Origin of the sequence: Cryptosporangium japonicum, assembly GCF_039524755.1 — a bacterium.
GTDB classification, from domain to species: Bacteria; Actinomycetota; Actinomycetes; order Mycobacteriales; family Cryptosporangiaceae; genus Cryptosporangium; species Cryptosporangium japonicum.
Map to the genome: position 1 here is coordinate 73,523 of NZ_BAAAGX010000042.1, position 21,956 is coordinate 95,478.

Genomic DNA, 21,956 nt, shown 5'->3' on the forward strand with positions numbered 1-21,956 from the left:
AGTTCTTCGATGGGTGTTACTTGGGCTGGCTGCCGCGGCCCGGGTCTTGCAGCGACTGCAGTGCGGCCCACCGGGGGTCGGCTACGTCGTGCGAGTGCTCGGGCGGCAGATCGTCCCAGTGGACCCCGCAATCGGGGCACAGTCCGGGACAGTCGTCGCGGCACAGCGGGTTGCTCGGCAGTGCCAGCACCACCGCGTCCCGCAACGCCGGCTCCAGGTCGAGAAAATCTCCCTGCAGCCGACTGACCTCGTCCTCGTCGGTCGTTTCGTCCGTTTCGCTGTCCGGGTAGGCGTACAGCTCCTGGATGTCCACGTCGACGGTGTCCTGGAACGGTTCGAGGCAGCGACCGCACTCGCCCTCGATCGGAACCGAGACGGTGCTGGAGACGAGTACGCCTTCCAGTACCGACTCGAGTCTGACGTCGAGTTCGAGCGTGGTCCCGACCGGGACCCGGACCAGGTCCAGACCGAGATCCTCCGGCACGGGGACGGGGCGGCGTAGGCGCTTCATCGACCCTGGACGGCGACCGACCTCGCGTGTATCGAACACGAGGGGTTTCCGGGGGTCGAGTCGCTCCTGCGTCTTCCTGTTCTCGGGCATGATGATCTTTCGGCGCTGGTGAGGCCGTCGGGGAACTCTACCTGAGTACGACGGCCGGAATCGAATCGGGCCGTGTGCGACCCGACGTACAAGCGTACTGCTCTTTGCTCAGAACGGGAGCGGCCGCTCCTCCGCAGTGGTGTCGAAGCCGCCGATCTCGGAGAGCGCACGCATCTTGTCACGCCCGCGCTCCACCGTCGCCAGCGTGCGGTTGAGCATCTGCTCGAAGTTCGCCAGCGTGGTGTCGACGTACTCCTCGACCTCGTCACGCAGGCGCTGGGCCTCCGCGCGGGCCTCCCCGACGATGCGCGCGGCCTCGTGCTCGGCCGAGACCGTGACCTCCGCCACCGACACCAGCCGCTGGTGTTCGACCTCACCCTCGCCGACGATGCGATCGGCCTCGCGCTGGCCGGCCGCGATCACCTTGTCGCGCTCGTCGAGCAGGGCCTGCGCCCGCCGGATCTCGGTCGGGAGGTCAGCGCGGAGTTCGTCGAGCATCCCGAGCAGTTCGTTGCGGTTGACGATCGCGTTCGACGACATCGGCATCGAGCGTGCGGACTCCACGAACGCGCTGATCTCATCGATTCGGTCGAGTGGGTCCACAGCACGGCTCCGGTCGGTAGCTCGAAGGTCTCGTCATCCTGCCGCGTCCGGCATACTCCGGCGACCTCGGAGGGGTGCCATGGCCCTAACTATTGAGTATCGAGCCGATCGACCAGACGACGTCGCACCGCTTCCGGTACGTGCGCGGACACGTCGCCACCGTACTTGGCCACCTCTTTGATCAGGCTGGACGACAAGAACGAGAACAGGGGGTTAGTAGCCATGAACAGCGTTTCCACACCGGCCAGGCCGTGGTTCATCTGCGCCTGCTGCAGTTCGTAGTCGAAGTCGCTGACCGCGCGCAGCCCCTTGACGACGACCGGGATGTCGTTGGCCTTGCAGTAGTCGACGAGCAGGCCGCTGAACGTGTCCACGCGGACGTTGCCGTAGGAGGCGGTCACCTCCTCGAGCAGCTCGATGCGCTCGTCGACCGTGAACAGACCGGCCTTGCGCGGGTTGATCAGAACCGCCGCCACGACCTCGTCGTAGAGGCGACTCGCCCGTCCGATGATGTCGAGATGACCATTCGTCACCGGGTCGAAAGATCCCGGACACACAGCGCGTCTCACGAACGGCGACCGTACCAAAGCGTGCCCTCGCCGTAACGGCGCTCACGTACCGCGACCAGTGGTTTCGGCCACACCCAGGGCTCGCCGCGAGTAGCTCTCTCGACGATGACGACGGCGTCTGAACCGAGCCAACCAGAGGAATCGAGGTCGGCCAGCACCGCCGAGAGCGCTTCCGCGGAGACCGCGTAGGGCGGATCGGCGAAGACCAGGTCGAATCGGTGGGTAGCGGGTGCGGCGGCGAACCGCTCGGCCGGGCCGGCCCAGATCTCCGCGCCCGGAAGTTTCAGCGAGCCGGCGTTCGCCCGTAGCGTCCGTACCGCCTTCGGGTCGGATTCGACCAGCACCGCGTGGGCGGCCCCCCGCGAGAGCGCCTCGAAGCCGACCGCGCCGGACCCGGCGTACAGGTCGAGCACGGCCGCACCGTCCAGCGGGAGCAGCGCCTGCACCGCGCTGAACAGCGCTTCCCGGGCCCGATCCGACGTCGGGCGCGTGCCCCGCCCCGGCGGGACGTCGATCCGCCGCCCCCCGGCACTCCCCGCGACGATGCGTGTCACGTTTTTTCCAGGTAGTCGGCCGCGTCCGGGTCGACCAGTGCGTCGACGGCCGCGGCCAGGCCGGGGTAGGCACGCAGCTCGGGGTCCTCGGCGATGAGCGCGGTGGCCTCCGTGCGTGCGTCGTGGATGACGTCCTCGTCACGCATCAGCGAGAGCAGCTTGAGACGCGAGCGGCGGCCGGACTGCGCGACGCCGAGCACGTCGCCCTCGCGACGCTGTTCGAGGTCGAGCTGGGCCAGCTCGAACCCGTCGGTGGTGCTGGCCACCGCGTCCAGCCGCTCGCGGGCCTTCGTGCCGGCCGGTGCGTCGGTGACCAGCAGGCACAGCCCGGCCGCGCTCCCCCGGCCGACCCGGCCGCGCAGCTGGTGGAGCTGGCTGACGCCGAAGCGGTCGGCGTCCATGATCACCATCGCGGTGGAGTTCGGCACGTCCACGCCGACCTCGATCACGGTGGTGGCCACCAGGACGTCGAGCCGGTGGGCGGCGAAATCGCCCATCACCGCGTCTTTCTCGTCCGGCGGCAGCTTGCCGTGCAGGATGCCGATCCGCAGCTCGGAGAGCGGCCCCTCGGCGAGTTTCGGCGCGACCTCGAGCACGGCCAGCGGCGGGCGCTTGGACGTTCCCTCGTCCTCGGGGGGCGGCTCGAGAGTCGGGTCTCCAGCCCTACGCCCCCCACCCGCCCGCCCGGAATCGGAATCAAAATTCATGCCGTCGAGCTCGTCCTCCTCATCGGCCGCGGCCTCCCCGATTCGCGGGCAGACGATGTAGGCCTGGTGCCCGGCGGCGACCTCCTCGTTCACCCGCTGCCAGGCGCGGGCCAGCCAGCCCGGTTTCTCGGCGACCGGCACCACCGAGGTGGCGATCGGCGACCGGCCGCTGGGCAGCTGGGTGAGCGCCGAGGTCTCCAGATCGCCGAAGACCGTCATCGCGACCGTGCGCGGGATCGGGGTGGCGGTCATGACCAGCACGTGCGGCGGTGTCTCGCCGCCCTTGGCGCGCAGCGCGTCACGCTGTTCGACGCCGAAGCGGTGCTGCTCGTCGACGACGACCAGGCCGAGGTCGGCGAACTCGACGCCCTCGGAGAGCAGCGCGTGGGTGCCGACGACGATGCCCGCGGAACCGTCGGCGGCCTCGGCCAGCGCGGCCCGGCGGGCGGCGGCCGGCAGCGAACCGGTGAGCAGCGCGACCCGGGTCGAGACGTCCGCGGCGTCGAGCTCGCCGGCGCGGGCCATCGGGCCGAGCATCGCGCGGATCGAGCGGGCGTGCTGCGCGGCCAGCACCTCGGTGGGGGCCAGCAGCGCGGCCTGGCCGCCGGAGTCGACGATCTGGAGCATCGCCCGGATGGCCACCACCGTCTTGCCCGAGCCGACCTCACCCTGGAGGAGCCGGTGCATCGGGTGCTCGGCGGCCAGGTCGTCGGCGATCTCGTCGCCGATTCGGGCCTGACCGTCGGTGAGCGCGAACGGCAGAGCGGCGTCGAACGCCTCGAGCAGGCCGCCGAGGCGCGGCGGGCGCGCGGTGGCCGGACGGGCGGCGGCGGCCAGCCGGCGCTGGGCCAGCGTGGCCTGCAGCCCGAACGCCTCGTCCCACTTCAGGCGGTGCCTGGCCCGGTAGAGGTCCTCCTTGGAGGCCGGCTGGTGGATCGCGCGCAGCGCGCTGTCGAGATCGGGCAGGTGGCGCCGCCGCCGGATGCCCTCCGGCATCGGGTCGTCGACCTCGGCGAGGATGTCGAGCGTCGCACGCACGGCCCTGGCGATCGTCCAGGTGGGCACGTTCGCCGCCGCCGGGTAGACCGGGATCAGCGCGTTGGCGAACTCGGCCAGTACGTCGGCGCCCTGGCCCTCGGCGAGCTCGCCGGGCTCGGCGAGCAGCTGGTAATCGGGCTGGTTGAGCTGGAGCTTGTCGCGGAACTGGCCGACCTTGCCGGAGAACAGGCCCCAGCGGCCGATCGTCAGCTGCCGCTCGCGCCAGGCCTGGTTGAAGAACGTCAGCTGCAGCTGACGCCGACCGTCGGTGACCGTGACCTCGAGCATCTTGCTGCGCGGCTTCTGACGCATCGGGCGCACGGAGATCTTCTCGATCTTGGCCGCGACCGTGACGTGCTCGCCGATCTCCAGCGCCCCCAGGTCGGAGACCTCGCCGCGTTCGGCGTAGCGGCGGGGGTAGTGGTGCAGCAGATCGCCGACCGTGTGCAGGTCGAGCTTCTCGATCAGCGCCTTCGCGGTCTTCTCTCCGACCGCGTCGCGCAGCGGCGAAGCGAGGGTGGGCTGCACCGAGGGGTCACCTCTCCAAGCTGTCGATGGCTGACCAACTCCTACCACCCGCCACCGACAAGTCGGTCACTCGACGCCGATCAGCAGCGCGGCCCGCGGCTGGCCGCCGGCCAGCACGTGCACCTCGCAGAACGGCCAGCGGGTACGCAGGCCGGCCGCCAGCGCGTCGCCGAGCGTGGGCGGGGCCGCGGCCCCGAGCACCAGCGTGACCAGCTCCCCGCCGGCGTTCAGGAGGCGGTCGAGCAGGTCGGCGGCCACGTCGGCCAGCTCCGTCCCGATCGCCACCACGTCGCCGTCGACGAGCGCGAGCACGTCGCCCGCTCGGCACGGCCCGACGATCGTCAGACCCGCCCGGTCGGCGACCACGATCTCGGCCGACCGGGTCGCGGCGGCCGCCTCGGCCATCGCGACGACGTCCTCGCGGAACGGCCGGGCCGGGTCGGCGACGGCCAGCGCCGCGATGCCCTGGACCGGGGACCGGGTGTGCAGCACCGAGACCGTGCGCTCCTGGCCGGCGACCGCCGACGCGGCCTCGGCCACCGCGGCGTGCGCCCCGTCGTTCGGCAGCAGCACGACCTCGGCCGCGCCGGCGCGCTCCACCGCGTCGACGAGCGCCTCGACCGTCAGCCCGGCCTCGTCGACCGGCACCGCGCCGGCCGCGGCGAACAGCTCGGCCAGGCCGGCCCCCGGTACCAGCGCGACCACCGCGCGGTCCGCGCCCGGCGCCACGGTCGGTACCGCCGGTACCGCGTCGACGATCAGCGGGGTGACCACCACCCGGTGCGGGCGACCGGCGTCCAGACCGGCCTCCAGCGCGGCGCCGATGTCGTCGGCGTGGACGTGCACGGTCCACACCGACTTCGCCCCGCCGGTCGTCCCGTCGCCGCTGTCGACGCAGGCCACGACCACCGAGTCCCCCACCGCGGCCAGTCGCGAGCGCAGCCCGTCGATCCGCACGTCGGCGTCGGTCTCCACGTCGAGGAGGTACTGCACCTCCCACCCCGTCTGCTCGCCGGCGCCGGCGAGCGGCCGGTGCGCCGCCGGGGCCGACAGGTCGAGCGCTCCGCCGCGCACCACGGTGTCGAGGACGTCGAGCATCACGACCAGGCCGCGCCCACCGGCGTCGACCACGCCGGGCAGCCCCAGCGCCGCCAGCTGGGCCGGAGTGCCCTCCAGCGCGAGCCGGGCCGCACGCAGCGCCGCCGACGTCACCACCGCCGTCTCGTCGGAGTCCGCGCCCACCGCGCCACCGGCCGCGGCGGCGGCCACCGAGAGCACGGTGCCCTCGACCGGCTCGACGACCGCCGCGTACCCGGCGGCGACGGCGGCCTCCAGCGCCGCGGCGAGCGCACGCCCCCGGACCGGCGCGTCGCCCGGCAGCGCGTCGGCCGCGCCGGCCAGCAGCTGCGACACGATCATCCCGGAGTTGCCCCGCGCCCCCAGCAACGCGCCCCGGGCCAGCGCGGCCCAGACGTCCCGCGCGGTCGTGCCGCCGGTGTCGGCGTCCACGGCCGCACGGAAGGTCAGCACCAGGTTCGTGCCGGTGTCGGAGTCGGCCACCGGGAACACGTTCAGCGCGTCGATCTCGGGCTGTTGACGCCGCAGTGCCGCCAGCGTGCCGACGAACCACCGCCGCACCGCGTCGGCGTCGAGGTGGTCGCGCACGGCAGCACCCTCCGAGGGTTCGGGTCCGCCCCGTATCGTGGCCCATCAGGGCGGCCGGACACCCGGCGGCCCCGGCCGGTTTGGCGCCGCTCAGCGGAGTAGGTAGGCTGTTCGGGTGTCCCGCGCCTTCGCGGGCGCCTCCCCGTGTTTCACACACGGTGGCTTTTGACCATCTAGTGCAGGAGTGTTTCCGTGGCGAGCGTGTGCGACGTCTGTGGCAAGGGGCCGGGCTTCGGCATGTCGGTCTCGCACTCCCACCGGCGCACTCACCGCCGGTGGAACCCGAACATCCAGACCGTTCGGGTCCCGGCGGGTGGCGGCACGACCGTGCGCAAGCAGGTCTGCACCTCCTGCATCAAGGCCGGCAAGGTCGTCCGGGGCTGACGCCCCGGCCCACCAGCTTCATCACTGAAGGCGTAGCCCAGCGGGCTGCGCCTTCAGTGGCGTAGGTCCTTCTCGAGGTGGATCGAGCCGTCCTCGTCGGCGTAGAGCCCGAACGGCGTGGTCGGCCGGTAACCCGCCGCGCGGTACAGCGCGGTCGCCTCGGGCTGCTGGTCACCGGACTCGAGGATCATCCGGGCGTAACCGGCGGCCGCGGCGGTCTGCTCCAGCTCGGCCAGGATCAGCCGGGCGACGCCCCGGCGCCGGGCGGTGACGGCCACGAACATCCGCTTGATCTCCGCGGTGCGCCCCGGATCGGCCTGGTCGTCGCGCCAGCCACCGCAGCCGACCGGCGCGTCACCGAGCCAGGCGACTAAGAACCGCCCGCTCGGCGGCGAGAACTCCGCCGGGTCGACCGGCGTCTCGTCGTGACCGCCGTAGCGAACCAGGTACTCCCCCTGGAGCGCGGAGATCAGTGTCGTGGCTTCGGGCGAGTCGTACGCGGTGGGCCGCAGCGCGACCCGGGTGGCGGCAGAAGTCACGTCCTCCACGGTGCCACAGTCAGCTGGCGCGGGCTTCCGTGCCGGCGGTACGGCCGCGCGGCGACCAGAGCCCGGCACCGCGCCGACGCCGGTGCGCACCGGTGCTGCGCCGCCGGGACGCGTCCGCACCGGCCCCCTCCAGCTGCCCGGTCTCGACATCGACCGCGTCGTCGTCGACCGCATCGTCGGCCATCACGTCGACGTCGACGGGCTCGGCGTCCCCGATGGGCGGTGCCACGTCGTCGACCGGCGCGTCCTCGATCGGGAGTTCCGCGGCGACCGGGGGGATCACGACCGCGACCGTCGGCAGGTCCGCGGAGTCCGGCAGCGCCTGGGCCGTCGGCATCATGAACGCCGGGCGCTCGATCTCCGCCGCGATCTGCGGGTCGTGCACCGCCAGCAGTTTCCGGCACTGCAGCGCGGTCGGGCGCTGACGCGGGTCGAGCGCGGTCATCGAGCGGATCAGACGGCCGAGCGGCGCCGGCGTGTGTTCGGGCACCACCGGCTCGCGGTGCAGCCGGGCCATCGCCGCCTCCAGCTGCCCACCGGGGTACTCGCGCTTGCCGGTGAGGCACTCCAGCAGCACCAGACCCAGCGCGTACACGTCACAGGGCGGCCCGACCGGACCGCCCTGTACCTGCTCGGGCGCCAGGTAGGGAGCCGTTCCGACCACCACGCCCGAGCAGTCGGTCTCCTCCGCGCCGGCGGGATGGGATATCCCGAAGTCGGCGAGGAACACCGTGCCCTCGTCGGCGCACAGCACGTTCGACGGTTTCACGTCACGGTGGACGATGCCCCGGGCGTGCACGTGGTGCAGGACGTCGGAGAGCGCCGCGCCGACCCGGACGACGTCACGCGGCGACAGCGGCCCGGCGGCGATGCGACGGCCCAGCGTGCGGCCCTCCACCAGCTGCATGACCAGGTACTCGTGGTCCTCGTACCAGCCCACGTCGTAGAGCGCGACGAGGCCGGGGTGGTTGAGCGCGGCCAGCAGGCGGGCTTCGTCACCGCAGCGCCGGTCGGAGTGGGCGCCGGCGCGGGTGCGGAACATCTTCACCGCGACGTGACGCCCCAGCCGGAGATCACGGGCCTGGTAGACGTCCGAGGCGCCGCCGCCACCGAGACGCTCCTCGATTTCGTACCGGCCGTCGAGCACGACGGGTGGGTCGGAAACAAGGGAGGTCTCGGTCGCCTTCACAAATCCGCCCTGCCCCTCGTCACCACGTCGACCCGCTGGAGGAATCGGCTCGCTGAAGGCGGGTTAGCCTCCGAACAGGGGGACGAAACGCCGGTCCCGACGCGCGCCACCCCGTTGCCGATATGGCCATTTGCCCCAAATCACCCATCGGCGACCATAGCGGTTCCTTGAGCTGAAGCTCACCCTGGGGTCACCGAAAGTGGTCGAATCCCTGGTCATCGCTGGGTTGCCCGTTGACGTACACCCCTCGGCCGCGGACCACCCGGCCGAGCGTCAACCACGGCTCAGGAAGTTCAATTTTTCCGGGGAACGTCGCGATCAACGCGTGATCCTCGCCCCCATCCAGGAGCCAGCGCACCGGATCGACACCGAGCGCCGCGGCCGCGTCACGCATCTGCGGGGTCACCTCGAGCACGTCGGAGGTGATCTCGATCGAGACGCCGCTGGCGACCGCGATCGAGCGCAGATCGGCGACCAGACCGTCCGACACGTCGGTCATCGCGGTGGCGCCCAACTCGGCCGCGACCGGGCCGGCCGCGTACGGCACCGACGGGAAGCGGTGGGCGTCGACGAGCGCCCTGGGCGTCCGGAAACCGCGGGAGAGCACCGCGAGCCCGGCGGCCGACCAGCCCACCCGCCCGGCGATCGCGACGACGTCACCCGGCTTGGCCCCGCCCCTGGTGACCGGCTCGCGTCCGTCCATCGAACCCAGCGCGGTCACCGCGATCGTGATGCCGTGCTCCGAGCGCACGAGGTCACCCCCGACGACACCGGCCCCCACCGGTCCGCACTCCTCGCGCACCCCGTCGTAGAACGCCTCCACCCAGGCCAGCTCGGTGTCGCCGGGCAACGCGAGCCCGATCAGCAGCGCGGTGCCGACGCCGCCCATCGCCGCGACGTCCGCGAGATTCTGGGCCGCCGCCTTGCGCCCGACGTCACGGGGGCTCGACCAGTCCTGCCGGAAGTGGCGCCCCTCGACCAGCACGTCCGTGGTGGCGACCACCCGGCCACCGCCGACGGCGAGCACCGCGGCGTCGTCACCGGGCCCCACGACGGTGGCCCGGCTCTCCGGCAAGCGCGGGAACACCCGCTCCAGCAGGCCGGGCTCTCCGATCTCCGACACGGTCACGCCGCTCACTCCTCCCCTGCCCCCGCTCTGAGCTGCCACGGCCTGCGGTAGCGTGCATCCGTCCTACCATCCGTCGTTCCGGTACGGACGGTGTCGAATGGCCTTACAGGGAGCGTGTCCGTGGTCCAGGCATACATCCTCATCCAGACCGAGGTCGGCAAGGCCCGGGATGTTGCCGCCACGGTCAGCGACCTGCCCGGCGTCGTCCAGGTCGACGCGGTGACCGGCCCGTACGACGTCATCGTGCTCACCCAGGCCGAGACCGTGGACGAGCTCGGTTCGCTCGTCGTCAGCAAGGTGCAGAGCGTCACCGGCATCACGCGGACGCTGACCTGCTCGGTCGTGCACCTCTGACCGTGTCCGACGAAGCCACGGCCCTCGCGCCTCGAGCGACCAGGTCCCAACGCATCAGCGCCGCGTTCACCGCGACGCTGATCGCCGTACCGTTCGCGCTGCTGGTCGGCGTCGGCTGGTTCTGGGCGGCCGGCGGGTTCGCCGGCGACCAGGAGCCGGCGACCGGCCCGGTCACCGTCGACCTGTCGGTGAACAACCAGCCGTCGATGATCGACGCGAAGACCGAGACCGTCTGCCGGGCGCTGCTGGCGAACCTGCCGGTCACGGTCGACGAACACGGGAGCCGGCCGGTCGAGCCGGCGTCCGCGTCGGAGCGGGCCGCGGCCTGGGGCGATCCGGCGATCGTGCTGCGCTGCGGCGTCGGGCCGGCGGCCACCACCGCGGGCAGCACCGGTCAGGTGGTCGACTTCAACGGCCTGTCCTGGCTGGTCACCGAAGGCAAGGACGTCACGTTCCTGCGCGCGCTCAACCGGAGCGTGGCCGTGGACCTGCGGCTGCCCGCGCCCTACAACGTCGGGCGCTTCGGCTCGCTGCTGCGGCCGCTCTCGAAACCGATAGTGGACTCGGTGCCGCCCGCGGCGTGACGCGGGCGGCATCCGCCGCTCAACGCAGGCCGGAACCACGGGCGACCGCGGTGCGCACCAGCCGCCCGACCAGCTCGTCGAAGGGCAGCCCGGTGGCCGCCCACATGCGGGGGAACATCGAGATCGGGGTGAAGCCCGGCATCGTGTTGACCTCGTTGACGACCAGCCCGCCGTCCGGCGTCACGAAGAAGTCGACGCGGGCCAGGCCGGCGCAGCCGAGCGCGGTGAACGCACGGCAGGCGGCCTCGCGCAGCTGCTCCTCCACGCCCTCGGGGAGCACGGCCGGGATGTCGAACTCGCACGCGTCGTCGAGGTACTTGGCCTCGAAGTCGTACCAGTCGTGATCGGGGCTGACCAGGCGGATCTCGGCAGGCAGGCTGGCCTCCGGCGGGCCGCCGCGCTCGCCCTCGAGCACGCCGCACTCCACCTCGCGGCCCACCACCGCGGCCTCGACCAGCACCTTCGGGTCGACGGCGCGCGCCATCTCGAGTGCCTGGTCGAGCTGCGACCAGTCGGTGACGCGGGTGATGCCGATGCTCGACCCGGCCCGCGCCGGCTTCACGAACACCGGCAGGCCGAGGCGCTCGCGCTGCTCGAACGTGAGCGTCGCGCCGTTCCGCAGCACGACGTAGTCGCCGACCGCGAGCCCTTCGGCCGCGAGCAGCTTCTTCGTGTACTCCTTGTCCATCGCCGCGGCCGAGGCGAACACGCCCGACCCGACGTAGGGCAGGCCGGCCATCTCGAGCAGGCCCTGGATCGTGCCGTCCTCGCCGTAGGGGCCGTGCAGCACCGGGAAGACGACGTCAACGCCCTCGAGCGCGCCGACGCCCTCCGCGGGTGAGGAGACCACCAGGCCGCCACGCGTCGGGTCACCCGGCAGGACCACCTCGGTGCCGTCCTTGACGGTCGGCAGCTCGCGGCCGACCGCACGCAGCAGCGCCGGGTCGTCGGGCGCGAGCACCCAGCGGCCCTCCGCGGTGATACCGACCGGGATCACGTCGAACTCGTCCCGGTCGAGGCCGGCCAACACCGCGCCCCCGCTGACACAGGAGATCGCGTGCTCGGTGCTGCGTCCGCCGAAGATCACGGCGACGCGGAGTCTCTTCGACCCGGGGGTTGGATCGCTCGTCACGCGCCAGACCCTACAGTCCGCTGCCTACCCGGCGTTATCCGCGAGGGCCGCGGTGAGGTCCGCCACCAAGTCCGCAGTGTCCTCGATTCCACAGGAGATGCGGACGAATCCGTCCGGAACGTCGTCGCCGCCCCACTGCGCACGCCGATCGATCCCGGTGCGGACGTCACCGAAACTCGTCACCGCCGACGCGAGCCGGGACGCCGAGAGCATCCGCTCGACGGCCGCCGCGTCCGGCAGCACCGCGGCGAGCACACCACCGAAGCGGCGCATCTGCTTCACGGCCACCGGGTACGCGGGGTCACCCGGCAGCCCCGGGTAGCGCACCCCGCTGACCCCCGGGTGCCCCACCAGCAGTTCCGCGACCGCCAACGCGTTGGTGGCCTGCCGCTCCAGCCGGACGTCGAGCGTCGCCAGCGACCGCAGCGCCAGCCAGGCCTCGAACGGGCCGGGGATCGCGCCGGCCCAGGTGCGCCAGTTCCGCACGCGTGTCGCGAGCCCGTCGTCGCGCGTGCTGACGTGGCCGAGCAGCAGGTCACCGTGGCCGGAGAGCGCCTTGGTGTCGCTGGCCACGACAAAATCGGCCCCGAGCTCGAGTGGACGCTGGCCGAGGGGCGTCGCGGTGGTGTTGTCTACCGCGACCAGCGCACCGGCGGCGTGGGCGTCGGCGCACACCGCCGCCAGGTCGCAGACGTCCATCCCGGGGTTGCTCGGCGTCTCCAGCAGCACGAGCGACGCGCCCTCGAGCGGATACGGGCCGAGCGTCGGCGCCTCCCGCACGGTGACCCCGAACGCGGCCAGCCGGTCGGCGGCCAGCGATCGGGTGGCGTAGTAACCGTCGGACGGGATGACGACGGTGTCACCGGCCTTCAGGGTTCCGAACAGGACCGCCGAGATCGCCGCCATCCCGGACGCGAACGCGGTGACCGTCGAGCCGCCCTCGAGCTCGCTCAGCGCCCGCTCCAAGTCGCGATACGTCGGGTTGTCGGGGCGGCCGTAGAAGTCCGGAGCGCCCGGCAGGTGCCACGCCGTGGAGAGCACCGGACCCGGCCGGTGGGGCTCACCGGGGACCGCGGGTCGCTCCCCCGCGTGCGCCGCCGTCGTGCCGTCCCCGGTCACGACCGGTGCTCCGGCTTCGGCTCGCGCCGCATCAGGTACTTCATCGCGACGCTCGGCGCGATGCCCTCGTGGCACACCTGCACGACCTGCTCGGTGATCGGCATCTCCACGCCCGCCGCGGCGGCGAGTTCGAGGATCGAGAGGCACGACTTCACACCCTCGGCGGTCTGCCTGGTGTGCGCGATCGCCTGCTCCAGCGTCTCGCCGCGCCCCAGCCGCTCGCCGAACGTGCGGTTGCGCGAGAGCGGCGACGTGCACGTGGCGACCAGGTCACCGATGCCGGCCAGCCCGGCGAACGTCATCGGGTCGGCGCCCAGCGCCACGCCCAGGCGCGCGGTCTCGGCGAGCCCGCGCGTCATCAGCGACGCCTTGGTGTTGTCGCCGAAGCCCATGCCCTCGGCCATGCCGCAGGCCAGCGCGATCACGTTCTTGACCGCCCCGCCCAGCTCGACGCCCACCACGTCGGTGTTCGTGTAGACGCGCAGGTAGGACGTGGTGGACGCGCGCTGGAGCAACTCGGCCCGGCCCCGGTCGGTGGCGGCCACGACGGTGGCGGCGGGCTGCTCGGACGCGATCTCCTTGGCCAGGTTCGGCCCGGACACCACCGCCACCCGGTCGGCCGGGACGCCGGTGACCTCGACGATCACCTCGGTCATCCGCTTGTGGGTGCCGAGCTCGACGCCCTTGGCCAGGCTGACCAGCGTCGCGTCGTCGCCCAGCGCGCCGGCCCAGTGCCGCAGGTTGGCCCGCATCGTCTGCGACGGCACCGCCAGGATCACCAGGTCGGCGCCGGTGAGCGCCGCCTCGTGGTCGTCGGTCGCGGTCAGCCGGTCGGGCAGCTCGACGCCGGGCAGGTAGTCGCCGTTCTCCCGGCGGGCGTTGATCGCGGCGGCCAGCTCGGCCCGCCGGGCCCAGAGCGCGACCTCGCAGCCCGCGTCGGCCAGGACCTTGGCGTACGCCGTGCCCCAGGAACCCGCACCCAGCACCGCGGCGCGCACGGTGTCAGAACCACTCACGACGCCAGCCCCCGCGGTTTCTCGTCGAGCACGTAGAGCGGGCCGGTCGGCGCCGGTTCCCCGCGGACTTCGGCCAGGTCGTTACGCAACCGGCGCATGATCACGTCGGTGATCTCCTTGAGCACGGTCCCGGTCGGCGGCGCCCCGGCGTAGGCCGAGAGGTCCACCGGCTCGCCGGCCGACACCGTGACCGGCGTCCGCGCACGCAACCGCACCTTGCCGGTGCGGTAGTCGTGGAGGCCGTGCGCCCCCCATTGCACGATCGGGATCACCGGCGCGCCGGTGTCGAGGAACAGCCGGGCGGCTCCGGTTTTGCCCTGCATGGGCCAGAGATCGGGGTCGCGAGTAACAGTGCCCTCCGGGTAGATGAGCGGGGCCTCCCCCGCACGGATACGGGCCGTGGCGGTGCGGAGCGCGTCCCCCGCGGTGCGGGTGGACCGGTGGACCGGGATCTGACCGGACGACCGGAGCACGGTGCCGACCAGCGGAACCGTGAACAGATCCGATTTGACGAGAAAGCGCATCTCACGCGGCCGGTCGTAGAGGAAATGGGCGATGACCAGCGGGTCGGCTATCGACGTGTGGTTCGCGACGAAGATCGCGGGCCCGCTGACCGGAATGTTCTCCCATCCACGCCACGTCCGCTTCGTGAAGACGGTCAACAGCGGACGCAGGACGAACTCTGCGAACCGAAGCCAGAATCCCCGGCGCACCGCGGTGCCGCCTCCTCGCCGTACGGGGGTCCGGCGGGCCCCAACCTGCAGGAAACCTCACCCTACGCCGACGCGTGGACGAAACGCGCTGGAACAGTGTGAGGATGGAGGCGTGACGGGATGGTCGATCGTGACGCCGGTCAAACGACTGGGGCAGGCGAAGAGCCGGCTGCGCGCGACGCTGCCGGCGTCCGCCGCGCTGTTCACCTACACCGCCAGCGGGCCGGATCCGCTCGGCGCGCTCGATCCGCCGGACGAGCCCGACGACTGGCACGCCGACGTCGCGCTGGCGATGGCGCTGGACACGGTCGCGGCGGTGCTCGCCACCCCGGCCGTGGACCGGGTCGTGGTCGTGACCGACGACCGGGTGGCGGTCGCGGCACTCAGCTCGCTCGGCGCGGTGTGCGTTCCCGACACCCCGCGCTCCGGGCTCAACCCGGCGCTGCGTCACGGTGCGGCGATGGCCGCCCTGCTGAGCGGCTCGGACGGCCGCGGTGGGTGCGGAACGGCCACCCTCGGCGCCGACCTGCCCGCACTGCAGAGCACCCATCTCGACGCCGTGCTGCGCGCCGTCGAGCGGCTGGGGGTCCGCGGCTTCGTGCCGGACGCCGCCGGTACCGGCACGACGCTGCTCGCGGCGCCCCGGGGCGTGCCGCTCGAGCCCGACTACGGGCCCGGTTCGGCGCTGTCGCACGCCCGGGCCGGCGCGGTCGATCTGACGGCGGCCGGCGAGGTGGGCGTCTCGCTGCGCCAGGACGTCGACACCGCGGCCGACCTCGACGCGGCCCGCCGGCTCGGGCTGGGCCCACGGACGACCGCCCTCTTCGATCCCATCCGCTGCGCCTGCTGAATCCCCCAGGCCAAGGCCTAGAGTGAACACCGTGACGAGCGTTCAGGGCACCGTGCGGCAGTTCGCCCCGGCGACCCGTGAGGGCAGCGTCCTGCTCGACGACGGCAGCGACGTTCCGTTCGGCCCGGCGGCGTTCGCGGCCGGCGGCCTTCGATTGTTGCGGCCCGGTCAGCGCGTCCGCCTCGAACGGGACGACTCGGGCGAGATCACGCTGGTAACGATCGTCACGTTCACCAGCCTCGGCTGACTGGCGTTCGTGCGTTGTGCACGTGAACGTCAGGTCAGGATTTCTGGACAGGAACTACCCGACGGCGGGAAGGATGGGACCGTGAGCGCCACGACCGACAGCACCGCGAGCACCGGTGGCAGCAGTACTCGGACCCCCAGAACCCGGGACGCCAGCGGCCGGTTCATCGCCCGCACCCGGGGCACCGTCGCCCCCGAGGACGCGACCGTCGGCGCGCCGGTGATCGCGGCCGCGCGCACCGGCAGCACCGCCGTCGTCGCGCCGGTCGGGTCACCGGCCGAGTCAGCCGCCGGTTCAACAGCCGGTTCACCAGCCGGTTCACCGGCGGCGAACGGCGCGCCGCGGACCCCGGCGGCCCCGATCGCGCCGACCGACCCGAAAGCGGCCGACGCCGCGGCCGGGGCACCGGCGGACGACATCCCGGCCAACGGCGTGGCCGCCACCGTCACCGTGGCCGACGCGGCCGGCGCGGCGGCGGTCGCCGGCGCCGCGACCACCGCGGGCGTGGAGTCGGTCGCCGACAGCGACACCGTGAACGAGCACGGAGCCCTCGTCGCGGACGCGGCCGGTGAAGCGGCCCCGGTCACCACCGAGGAGCTGATCGAGGAGATCGAGGAAGTCGAGGAGCTCGACGCCGACGACACCCCGCTCGAGGACCAGCCGCTGCCCGAGGGCCGCTTCCTCAACCGCGAGCTGTCCTGGCTCGACTTCAACGCCCGCGTACTCGCGCTCGCCGAGGACACCGCGGTCCCGCTGCTCGAGCGGGCCAAGTTCCTGGCGATCTTCGCCTCGAACCTCGACGAGTTCTACATGGTGCGGGTCGCGGGCCTGAAGCGGCGCCGGTCCACCGGTCTCTCGGTGCGCTCGGTGGACGGCCTGTCGACGGGCGACCAGCTGTCCCTGATCGCCCAGCGCGCCGCCGAGCTGGTCGAACGGCACGCCCGCTGCTTCTCCGACGACGTCCAGCCGTCGCTGGAGGCCACCGGGATCAAGATCCTGCACTGGGCCGAGCTCTCCGACGACGAGCAGCACCGGCTGCACCGGTTCTTCCGCGAACTGATCTTCCCGGTGCTGACGCCGCTGGCCGTCGACCCCGCGCACCCCTTCCCGTACATCAGCGGCCTCTCGCTGAACCTGGCGGTCGTGGTGCGCGACCCGGAGAGCGGCCAGGGCTCGGAGCGGTTCGCCCGGGTCAAGGTGCCCGACAACGTGCCGCGGTTCGTCGCCGTGGAGGGCGGTTTCCTCCCGGTCGAGGACCTGATCGCCGTGCACCTGAGTCAGCTGTTCCCCGGCATGCAGGTCGTCGAGCACCACCTGTTCCGGGTCACCCGCAACGCCGACCTCGAGGTCGAGGAGGACCGCGACGAGGACCTGCTGCAGGCGCTCGAGCGTGAGCTGGCCCGGCGCCGGTTCGGCCCGGTCGTCCGGCTGGAGGTCGCGTCGAACGTCAGCGAACACGTGCTCGAGCTGCTGGTCCGCGAGCTGGACGTGGCCGAGCAGGACGTGCTGCGGGTGCCGGGTCTGCTGGACCTGTCGGGGCTGTTCGCGCTGGCCGGCGTCGACCGGCCGGAGCTCAAGTACGAGCCGTTCGTCCCGGCGACCCACCCGCGCTTCTCCGAGGGCGAGACGCCGCGCAGCGTGTTCGCGACGCTGCGCGAAGGCGACGTGCTGGTGCACCACCCGTACCACTCGTTCGCCACCAGCGTGCAGCGCTTCATCGAGCAGGCCGCCGCCGACCCGAACGTGCTCGCGATCAAGCAGACGCTCTACCGGACGTCCGGCGACTCGCCGATCGTCGACGCGCTCATCGACGCGGCCAGCGCGGGCAAGCAGGTCGTCGTCCTGGTCGAGATCAAGGCGCGCTTCGACGAGCAGGCCAACATCTCCTGGGCGAAGGCGCTGGAGCGGGCGGGCTGCCACGTCGTCTACGGCCTGGTCGGGCTGAAGACGCACTGCAAGACGTCGCTGGTCGTGCGGAACGAGAACGGCCGCATCCGCCGCTACGCGCACATCGGCACCGGCAACTACAACCCGAAGACCGCGCGCCTCTACGAGGACCTCGGCCTGTTCACCGCCGACCCCGACGTGGGCCGCGACCTGACCGACCTGTTCAACGTGCTCACCGGCTACTCGCGCCAGACCGACTACCGCACGCTGATGGTGGCGCCGTACGGCGTCCGCCGGGGCATCGTGGAGCGCGTCGAGCGCGAGATCGAACACGTGCGTGCCGGCCGGCCCGGCCTGGTGCAGCTCAAGGCGAACTCCATCGTCGACGAGGGCATCATCGACGCGCTGTACCGGGCCTCCCGCGCCGGTGTCCGCGTCGACCTGGTGATCCGGGGCATCTGCGCGCTCCGGCCGGGCGTTCCCGGCCTCTCCGAGAACATCCGGGTGCGGTCGATCCTCGGCCGGTTCCTGGAGCACTCCCGGGTGCTCCGGTTCGGCAACGGCGCGCCCGGCACCGAGGCCGAGGAGTTCTGGATCGGCTCGGCCGACATGATGCACCGCAACCTCGACCGCCGGGTCGAGGCGATGGTGCGGGTCACCGACGACCAGGCCCGCCGGGCTCTGCGCTCGACGCTCGACACCTCGCTGGCCGCGTCCGCCGCCGCGTTCGAGCTCGGCCCGGACGGGGGCTGGACGCGTCGGCAGGGCACGCCGGACCGGCCGCTGCGTGACGTCCAGGAGACGCTTTTGACCCGGATCATCGGCTGAGAAGGCGGGACAGGCTTTGCGTGAAGAGGAACTGAAGTTCGGCGTCCACGGCAAGTTCGTCCTTCCTGACCTCTCCGGGGTCGCCGAACGGGTCGAGCCGCGGGGTCGGCAGGTGCTCACCGCGGTCTACTACGACACCGCTGACCTGCGGCTGGCCCGCCTCGGCATCACGCTGCGCCACCGCACCGGCGAGGACGGCCCCCCGTGGCACCTCAAGCTGCCCAAGGGTGCGACCGCGGCCGGTGCGACGGTCCGCGAGGAGATCGCGATCGACGGCCCGCCCGACGCTCCCCCGCTGGAGCTTTCCGCGCTGGTCACCGCCTGGGTGCGCACCGCGCAGCTGGTGGCGGTGGCGACGCTGCGCACCGACCGCGACCGGTACCTGCTCCGGGCCGGGAAGAAGACGCTGGCCGAACTGGTCGACGACACCGTCGAGGTCTCGGAGGGGCGCGGGCTGCTGACCGACGGGTCCGGCGTCCGCACCAGCTTCCGGGAGATCGAGGTCGAGCGGAAGGCCGACGGGAAGAAGGCCGACAAGGCGCTGACCGCCGCGGCGGCCGTGCTGGTCGAGGCGGGTGCGGCGGCCGGCGCGACGACGCCGAAGCTGGTGCGCGCGCTCGGTCGCCGCGCCACCGCGCCGCCGGACGTCCCGGTCGCCGGCGAGGTCAACAGCTTCTCGTCGGCCGCCGACGCGATCGCGTTCGTGCTGCGCCGGTCGGCGCGCCGGCTGCTCGACTACGACGTGCGGGTCCGCCGGGGCGAACCGGACGCGGTGCACCAGGCCCGCGTGTGCTGCCGTCGGCTGCGCAGCGACCTGCGGACGTTCGGTCCGCTCGTCGACGCGGAGTGGGCCGCGCCGATCGACGCCGAGCTGCGGTGGCTCGCGGCCGCGCTCGGCGGCCCCCGGGACGCCGAAGTGCTGCGCGCCCGGCTACGGTCGACCGCTGACACCGACCCCCTCGCGCCGTTGGATCCCGCGGTCGTCGCCCGGATCGACTCGATCCTCGCTGACCGGCAGCGGCGCGCGCTGAAGAACCTGGACGCCGCTTTGAGTTCGGACCGTTACCCCGCCCTGTTGGACCTGCTGATCGAGACCGTCCGCGCCCCGGAGACCGTCGACCTCGCCGACCAGCGAGCCGTCTGGGTGCTGCCCGCGATGGTCGAGACGGTCTGGGACAAGCTGGCGCGGAAGGCGGGCAAGCTGACGCTCGACGACCCCGACGACACCTGGCACGCCTCGCGGATCCGGGCCAAGCGCGCCCGGTACGCGTCCGAGGCGGTGGCGCCGGTGATCGGGGCACCGGCCACCCGGCTGGCCAAGGCCTGCGCCGAGGTGCAGGAGGTGCTCGGCGAGCACCAGGACGCGGCGATCGCCGCCGACGAGTGGCGTGACATCGCGCTGGCCCACTCCGACGACCCCGAGCTGGTCATCACCTGCGGGCGGCTGTACGAGCGCGAGCGCGCCGCGGTGCACGCGTCACGCAACCGGTTCGCTCCGGTGTGGGAACGCACCTCTCGGCCCAAGCTGACCAGCTGGCTGCCGGGATGAGTGCCGACAACGGGGTCGTCGTCCGGGCCGCCGGCGGCGTCGTGTGGCGGCACGGGGCGGAGGGCGTCGAGGTCGCCGTCGTGCACCGGCCCCGCTACGACGACTGGTCGCTGCCGAAAGGCAAGCTCGACCCGGACGAGCACGTGCTGGCCGCGGCCTGCCGCGAGGTGATCGAGGAGACCGGGTTGCAGCCGGTGGTGGGCCCGCGCCTGCCCTCGACGTCCTACCAGGTCGAGCCGCACGGACGGCACCGCACCACCGGTGGCCCCGGGCTGGTGCCCAAGGTCGTCGACTACTGGGCGATGCGTGCCGCCGAGGGCGAGTTCACGCACAACGAAGAGGTCGACGGCCTGGCCTGGCTCACGCCGGAGCGCGCGGCGACGCGGGTCACCCACGCCCACGACGCCGGCGTGATCCGCACGTTCGACGCGCTGCCCGAGATCACCGCGACCGTGCTGCTCGTCCGGCACGGCAAGGCCGGTGACAAGAACACCTGGACCGGGCCCGACGCCGAGCGCCCGCTCGAACCCAGCGGGCAGGCGCAGGCGGTCTGGCTGGCCGAGCTGCTGCCGTGGTTCCGGCCGGAGCGCGTGCTGTCGGCCACCAAACTGCGCTGCCAGCAGACGATCGAGCCGCTGGCCTCCGCGCTCGGACAGAAGGTCGTCACCGACGCCGAGTTCGACGAGGAGTCGTTCGACGACCCCGACGCCGTCGTCGCGCGGTTCCGCGCGCTGGCCGCGGAGGGAGGGGTGTCGGTGGTGTGCAGCCAGGGTGGTCTGATCCCCGGCGTCATCACCGAGCTGGCCGAGGCCGACGACTCGATCGTCGACATCAACCCGGCGGCCCACCGGCGGAGTGCGCTGCGTAGCCGCAAGGGCAGCGTGTGGGTGCTCCACTTCGCCGGTGAGCGGCTGGTGCAGGCCGACTACCTGGCCACGATCCGCCCGGAGAGCAACCCGTAAAACCGCGGACGGCCGCGGGACCTGGGAGAACGTCGCTTCCCCGCGACGTCTCGTTGGTCCCGCGGCCGGCAGCCCGGTCGAACGGTCCTACTTCTTCTTCTTGCCCGCCGGCTTGGCCTTCTTGCCCGCCGACTTGGACGCGGTGGCCGCCTTCGCCGGAGCCGCCTTCGCGGTCGCGGTCTTCGCCGGGGCCGTCTTGGTGGCCGCGGACTTGGCGGGCGCGCTCTTGGCGGCCGCGGTCTTCGCCGGCGCGCTCTTGGCGGCCGCGGTCTTCGCCGGGGCCGTCTTGGTGGCCACGGTCTTGGCCGGAGCCGACTTGGTGGCCTTGACCGGAGACGCCTTGGCGGTGGCCTTGGCCGGAGCGGTCTTCGCGGCGACCTTCGTCGCGGTGTTCTTGGCCGCCGTCGCCTTGGTGGCCGCCACCCGCGTGGTCGCCTTGGTGGTGGCGGCCTTCGTCGCGGCGGTCCGCGTCGCGGTGGTGGCCTTGGCCGCGGTCTTGGCCGGGGCCTTGGTCGCCGCGGTGGTCTTGGTCGCCGTCGCCGTCGCCTTGGCCGCGGTCTTCGCCGGAGCCTTGGCCGCGGTGGCGCGCGACGCGGTGGTCTTGGTCGCCGTCGCCTTGGTGGCCGCCGTCTTCGCCGGGGCCTTCGTAGCGGTGGCGCGCGACGGCGTGCTCTTGGCGGCGGTCGCGGTGCTCTTCGTCGCACGCGTCGGGGTGCCGTTGACCGAGCGGGTGGACGCGCTGCGTGCCGACGCCGGACGTGCGGCACCGTTACGCGACGCGGTCGTCGTGCGGGCCGTCGTGCCGGTGCTGCGGGTCGCGGCCGCGACCGGAGCGGACGTGGAGCCCGACACCGCCGCGATCGACGCCACCGGAGCCTTCGCCAGCTTCTTGGTGCCGGTGACGACATCCTTGAAGCCCTGCCCCGCCTTGAACGCCGGGGTGAACGACTTCTTCACCTTCACGGTCTCACCGGTGCGCGGGTTACGCGCGGTCCGTGCGTTGCGGATGCGCTTCTCGAAAGTGCCGAAGCCGGTGATGCCGACGCGCTCGCCGCGAGCGACGGCCCGCTGGATCTCTTCGAGCACTCCGTCGAGGGCCTCGGTAGCGGCGCGTTTGTCACCGAGCCGCTGCACGAGTGCCTCGATCAGTTCGGTCTTGTTCACTAGTTCCCCCTCAAAGTGCGCATCCAGGTACGAATG

Annotated in this window: 22 protein-coding genes; 8 read left to right on the top strand and 14 right to left on the bottom strand. The window is 72.6% G+C overall.

The annotated features are described in order from the left end of the window. Positions 1–16: 16 nt before the first annotated feature. The 6 genes from ABD437_RS39570 to ABD437_RS39595 form a co-directional block, all read right to left on the bottom strand. A complete protein-coding gene (locus ABD437_RS39570; protein WP_344654124.1) occupies positions 17–601 on the bottom strand; it encodes a YceD family protein in 585 nt (194 codons plus the stop codon). Positions 602–709: 108 nt separating this feature from the next. Next, the gene (locus ABD437_RS39575) at positions 710–1,204 is read right to left on the bottom strand and encodes a hypothetical protein (RefSeq protein ID WP_344654125.1); all 495 of its coding nucleotides are present in this window, start codon (positions 1,202–1,204) and stop codon (positions 710–712) included. Between the two features lie 89 nt (positions 1,205–1,293). Next, positions 1,294–1,773: a pantetheine-phosphate adenylyltransferase gene (gene coaD / locus ABD437_RS39580; protein WP_344654126.1), complete on the bottom strand. Its 480-nt coding sequence runs from the start codon at positions 1,771–1,773 to the stop codon at positions 1,294–1,296. Then, positions 1,770–2,327 carry a 16S rRNA (guanine(966)-N(2))-methyltransferase RsmD gene (rsmD, locus tag ABD437_RS39585; protein WP_344654127.1) on the bottom strand — a complete coding sequence of 186 codons (558 nt, stop codon included), beginning with the start codon at positions 2,325–2,327 and terminating at the stop codon, positions 1,770–1,772. Before rsmD ends, coaD begins: the two co-directional genes overlap by 4 nt. Next, positions 2,324–4,600: an ATP-dependent DNA helicase RecG gene (recG, locus tag ABD437_RS39590; protein ID WP_344654128.1), complete on the bottom strand. Its 2,277-nt coding sequence runs from the start codon at positions 4,598–4,600 to the stop codon at positions 2,324–2,326. Before recG ends, rsmD begins: the two co-directional genes overlap by 4 nt. A 66-nt stretch (positions 4,601–4,666) precedes the next feature. Further along, entirely contained in the window at positions 4,667–6,265 is a 1,599-nt protein-coding gene (locus tag ABD437_RS39595; RefSeq protein ID WP_344654129.1) for a DAK2 domain-containing protein, read from the bottom strand. 192 nt (positions 6,266–6,457) lie between these two features. Here ABD437_RS39595 and rpmB point away from each other — a divergent pair, with 192 nt between their 5' ends. Continuing rightward, positions 6,458–6,649, top strand: coding sequence for a 50S ribosomal protein L28 (gene rpmB / locus ABD437_RS39600; protein ID WP_035857150.1), 192 nt, complete (start codon positions 6,458–6,460; stop codon positions 6,647–6,649). A gap of 53 nt (positions 6,650–6,702) precedes the next feature. Here the strand turns inward: rpmB and ABD437_RS39605 are convergent, their stop codons facing one another. The 3 genes from ABD437_RS39605 to ABD437_RS39615 all read right to left on the bottom strand — a co-directional run bounded on the left by ABD437_RS39605 (position 6,703) and on the right by ABD437_RS39615 (position 9,515). Continuing rightward, entirely contained in the window at positions 6,703–7,188 is a 486-nt protein-coding gene (locus ABD437_RS39605; protein ID WP_344654130.1) for a GNAT family N-acetyltransferase, read from the bottom strand. 19 nt (positions 7,189–7,207) lie between these two features. Next, on the bottom strand, positions 7,208–8,386 hold the full coding sequence (locus ABD437_RS39610) for a serine/threonine-protein kinase (RefSeq protein ID WP_344654131.1): 1,179 nt from the start codon (positions 8,384–8,386) through the stop codon (positions 7,208–7,210). Positions 8,387–8,576: 190 nt separating this feature from the next. Next, complete coding sequence (locus ABD437_RS39615; protein WP_425558352.1) at positions 8,577–9,515, bottom strand: thiamine-phosphate kinase; 939 nt, start codon at positions 9,513–9,515, stop codon at positions 8,577–8,579. 120 nt (positions 9,516–9,635) lie between these two features. Here ABD437_RS39615 and ABD437_RS39620 point away from each other — a divergent pair, with 120 nt between their 5' ends. Beyond that, entirely contained in the window at positions 9,636–9,869 is a 234-nt protein-coding gene (locus ABD437_RS39620) for an Lrp/AsnC family transcriptional regulator (RefSeq protein ID WP_035868703.1), read from the top strand. A 2-nt stretch (positions 9,870–9,871) separates the two neighbouring features. Then, on the top strand, positions 9,872–10,453 hold the full coding sequence (locus ABD437_RS39625; RefSeq protein ID WP_344654133.1) for a DUF3515 family protein: 582 nt from the start codon (positions 9,872–9,874) through the stop codon (positions 10,451–10,453). A gap of 19 nt (positions 10,454–10,472) precedes the next feature. Here the strand turns inward: ABD437_RS39625 and ABD437_RS39630 are convergent, their stop codons facing one another. From ABD437_RS39630 to ABD437_RS39645, 4 genes are read right to left on the bottom strand one after another with little or no spacing between them, the layout of a single operon-like run. Beyond that, positions 10,473–11,585, bottom strand: coding sequence for a D-alanine--D-alanine ligase family protein (locus ABD437_RS39630; protein WP_344654134.1), 1,113 nt, complete (start codon positions 11,583–11,585; stop codon positions 10,473–10,475). A gap of 24 nt (positions 11,586–11,609) precedes the next feature. Next, positions 11,610–12,704, bottom strand: coding sequence for a cystathionine gamma-lyase (locus ABD437_RS39635; protein WP_344654135.1), 1,095 nt, complete (start codon positions 12,702–12,704; stop codon positions 11,610–11,612). After that, positions 12,701–13,720, bottom strand: coding sequence for an NAD(P)H-dependent glycerol-3-phosphate dehydrogenase (locus ABD437_RS39640; RefSeq protein ID WP_344654136.1), 1,020 nt, complete (start codon positions 13,718–13,720; stop codon positions 12,701–12,703). The genes ABD437_RS39635 and ABD437_RS39640 overlap by 4 nt, the downstream gene beginning before the upstream one ends. Beyond that, positions 13,717–14,433 carry a lysophospholipid acyltransferase family protein gene (locus ABD437_RS39645; RefSeq protein WP_425558353.1) on the bottom strand — a complete coding sequence of 239 codons (717 nt, stop codon included), beginning with the start codon at positions 14,431–14,433 and terminating at the stop codon, positions 13,717–13,719. Before ABD437_RS39645 ends, ABD437_RS39640 begins: the two co-directional genes overlap by 4 nt. 112 nt (positions 14,434–14,545) lie before the next feature. Here ABD437_RS39645 and cofC point away from each other — a divergent pair, with 112 nt between their 5' ends. The 5 genes from cofC to ABD437_RS39670 all read left to right on the top strand — a co-directional run bounded on the left by cofC (position 14,546) and on the right by ABD437_RS39670 (position 20,756). After that, positions 14,546–15,283, top strand: a complete 738-nt coding sequence (cofC, locus tag ABD437_RS39650; RefSeq protein ID WP_344654138.1) for a 2-phospho-L-lactate guanylyltransferase — start codon at positions 14,546–14,548, stop codon at positions 15,281–15,283. A 31-nt stretch (positions 15,284–15,314) separates the two neighbouring features. Further along, entirely contained in the window at positions 15,315–15,530 is a 216-nt protein-coding gene (locus tag ABD437_RS39655) for a hypothetical protein (RefSeq protein WP_344654139.1), read from the top strand. A gap of 417 nt (positions 15,531–15,947) precedes the next feature. Beyond that, positions 15,948–18,245 carry an RNA degradosome polyphosphate kinase gene (locus tag ABD437_RS39660; protein ID WP_425558359.1) on the top strand — a complete coding sequence of 766 codons (2,298 nt, stop codon included), beginning with the start codon at positions 15,948–15,950 and terminating at the stop codon, positions 18,243–18,245. Between the two features lie 16 nt (positions 18,246–18,261). Then, positions 18,262–19,794 (top strand): CYTH and CHAD domain-containing protein, encoded by a 1,533-nt coding sequence (locus ABD437_RS39665; protein WP_344654140.1) that lies wholly within the window; start codon positions 18,262–18,264, stop codon positions 19,792–19,794. Next, a complete protein-coding gene (locus ABD437_RS39670; protein WP_344654141.1) occupies positions 19,791–20,756 on the top strand; it encodes an NUDIX hydrolase in 966 nt (321 codons plus the stop codon). Before ABD437_RS39665 ends, ABD437_RS39670 begins: the two co-directional genes overlap by 4 nt. An 87-nt stretch (positions 20,757–20,843) precedes the next feature. On the opposite strand, the gene ABD437_RS39675 is transcribed toward ABD437_RS39670, so the two are convergent. Further along, a complete protein-coding gene (locus ABD437_RS39675) occupies positions 20,844–21,920 on the bottom strand; it encodes an HU family DNA-binding protein (RefSeq protein ID WP_344654142.1) in 1,077 nt (358 codons plus the stop codon). Positions 21,921–21,956: the final 36 nt, after the last annotated feature.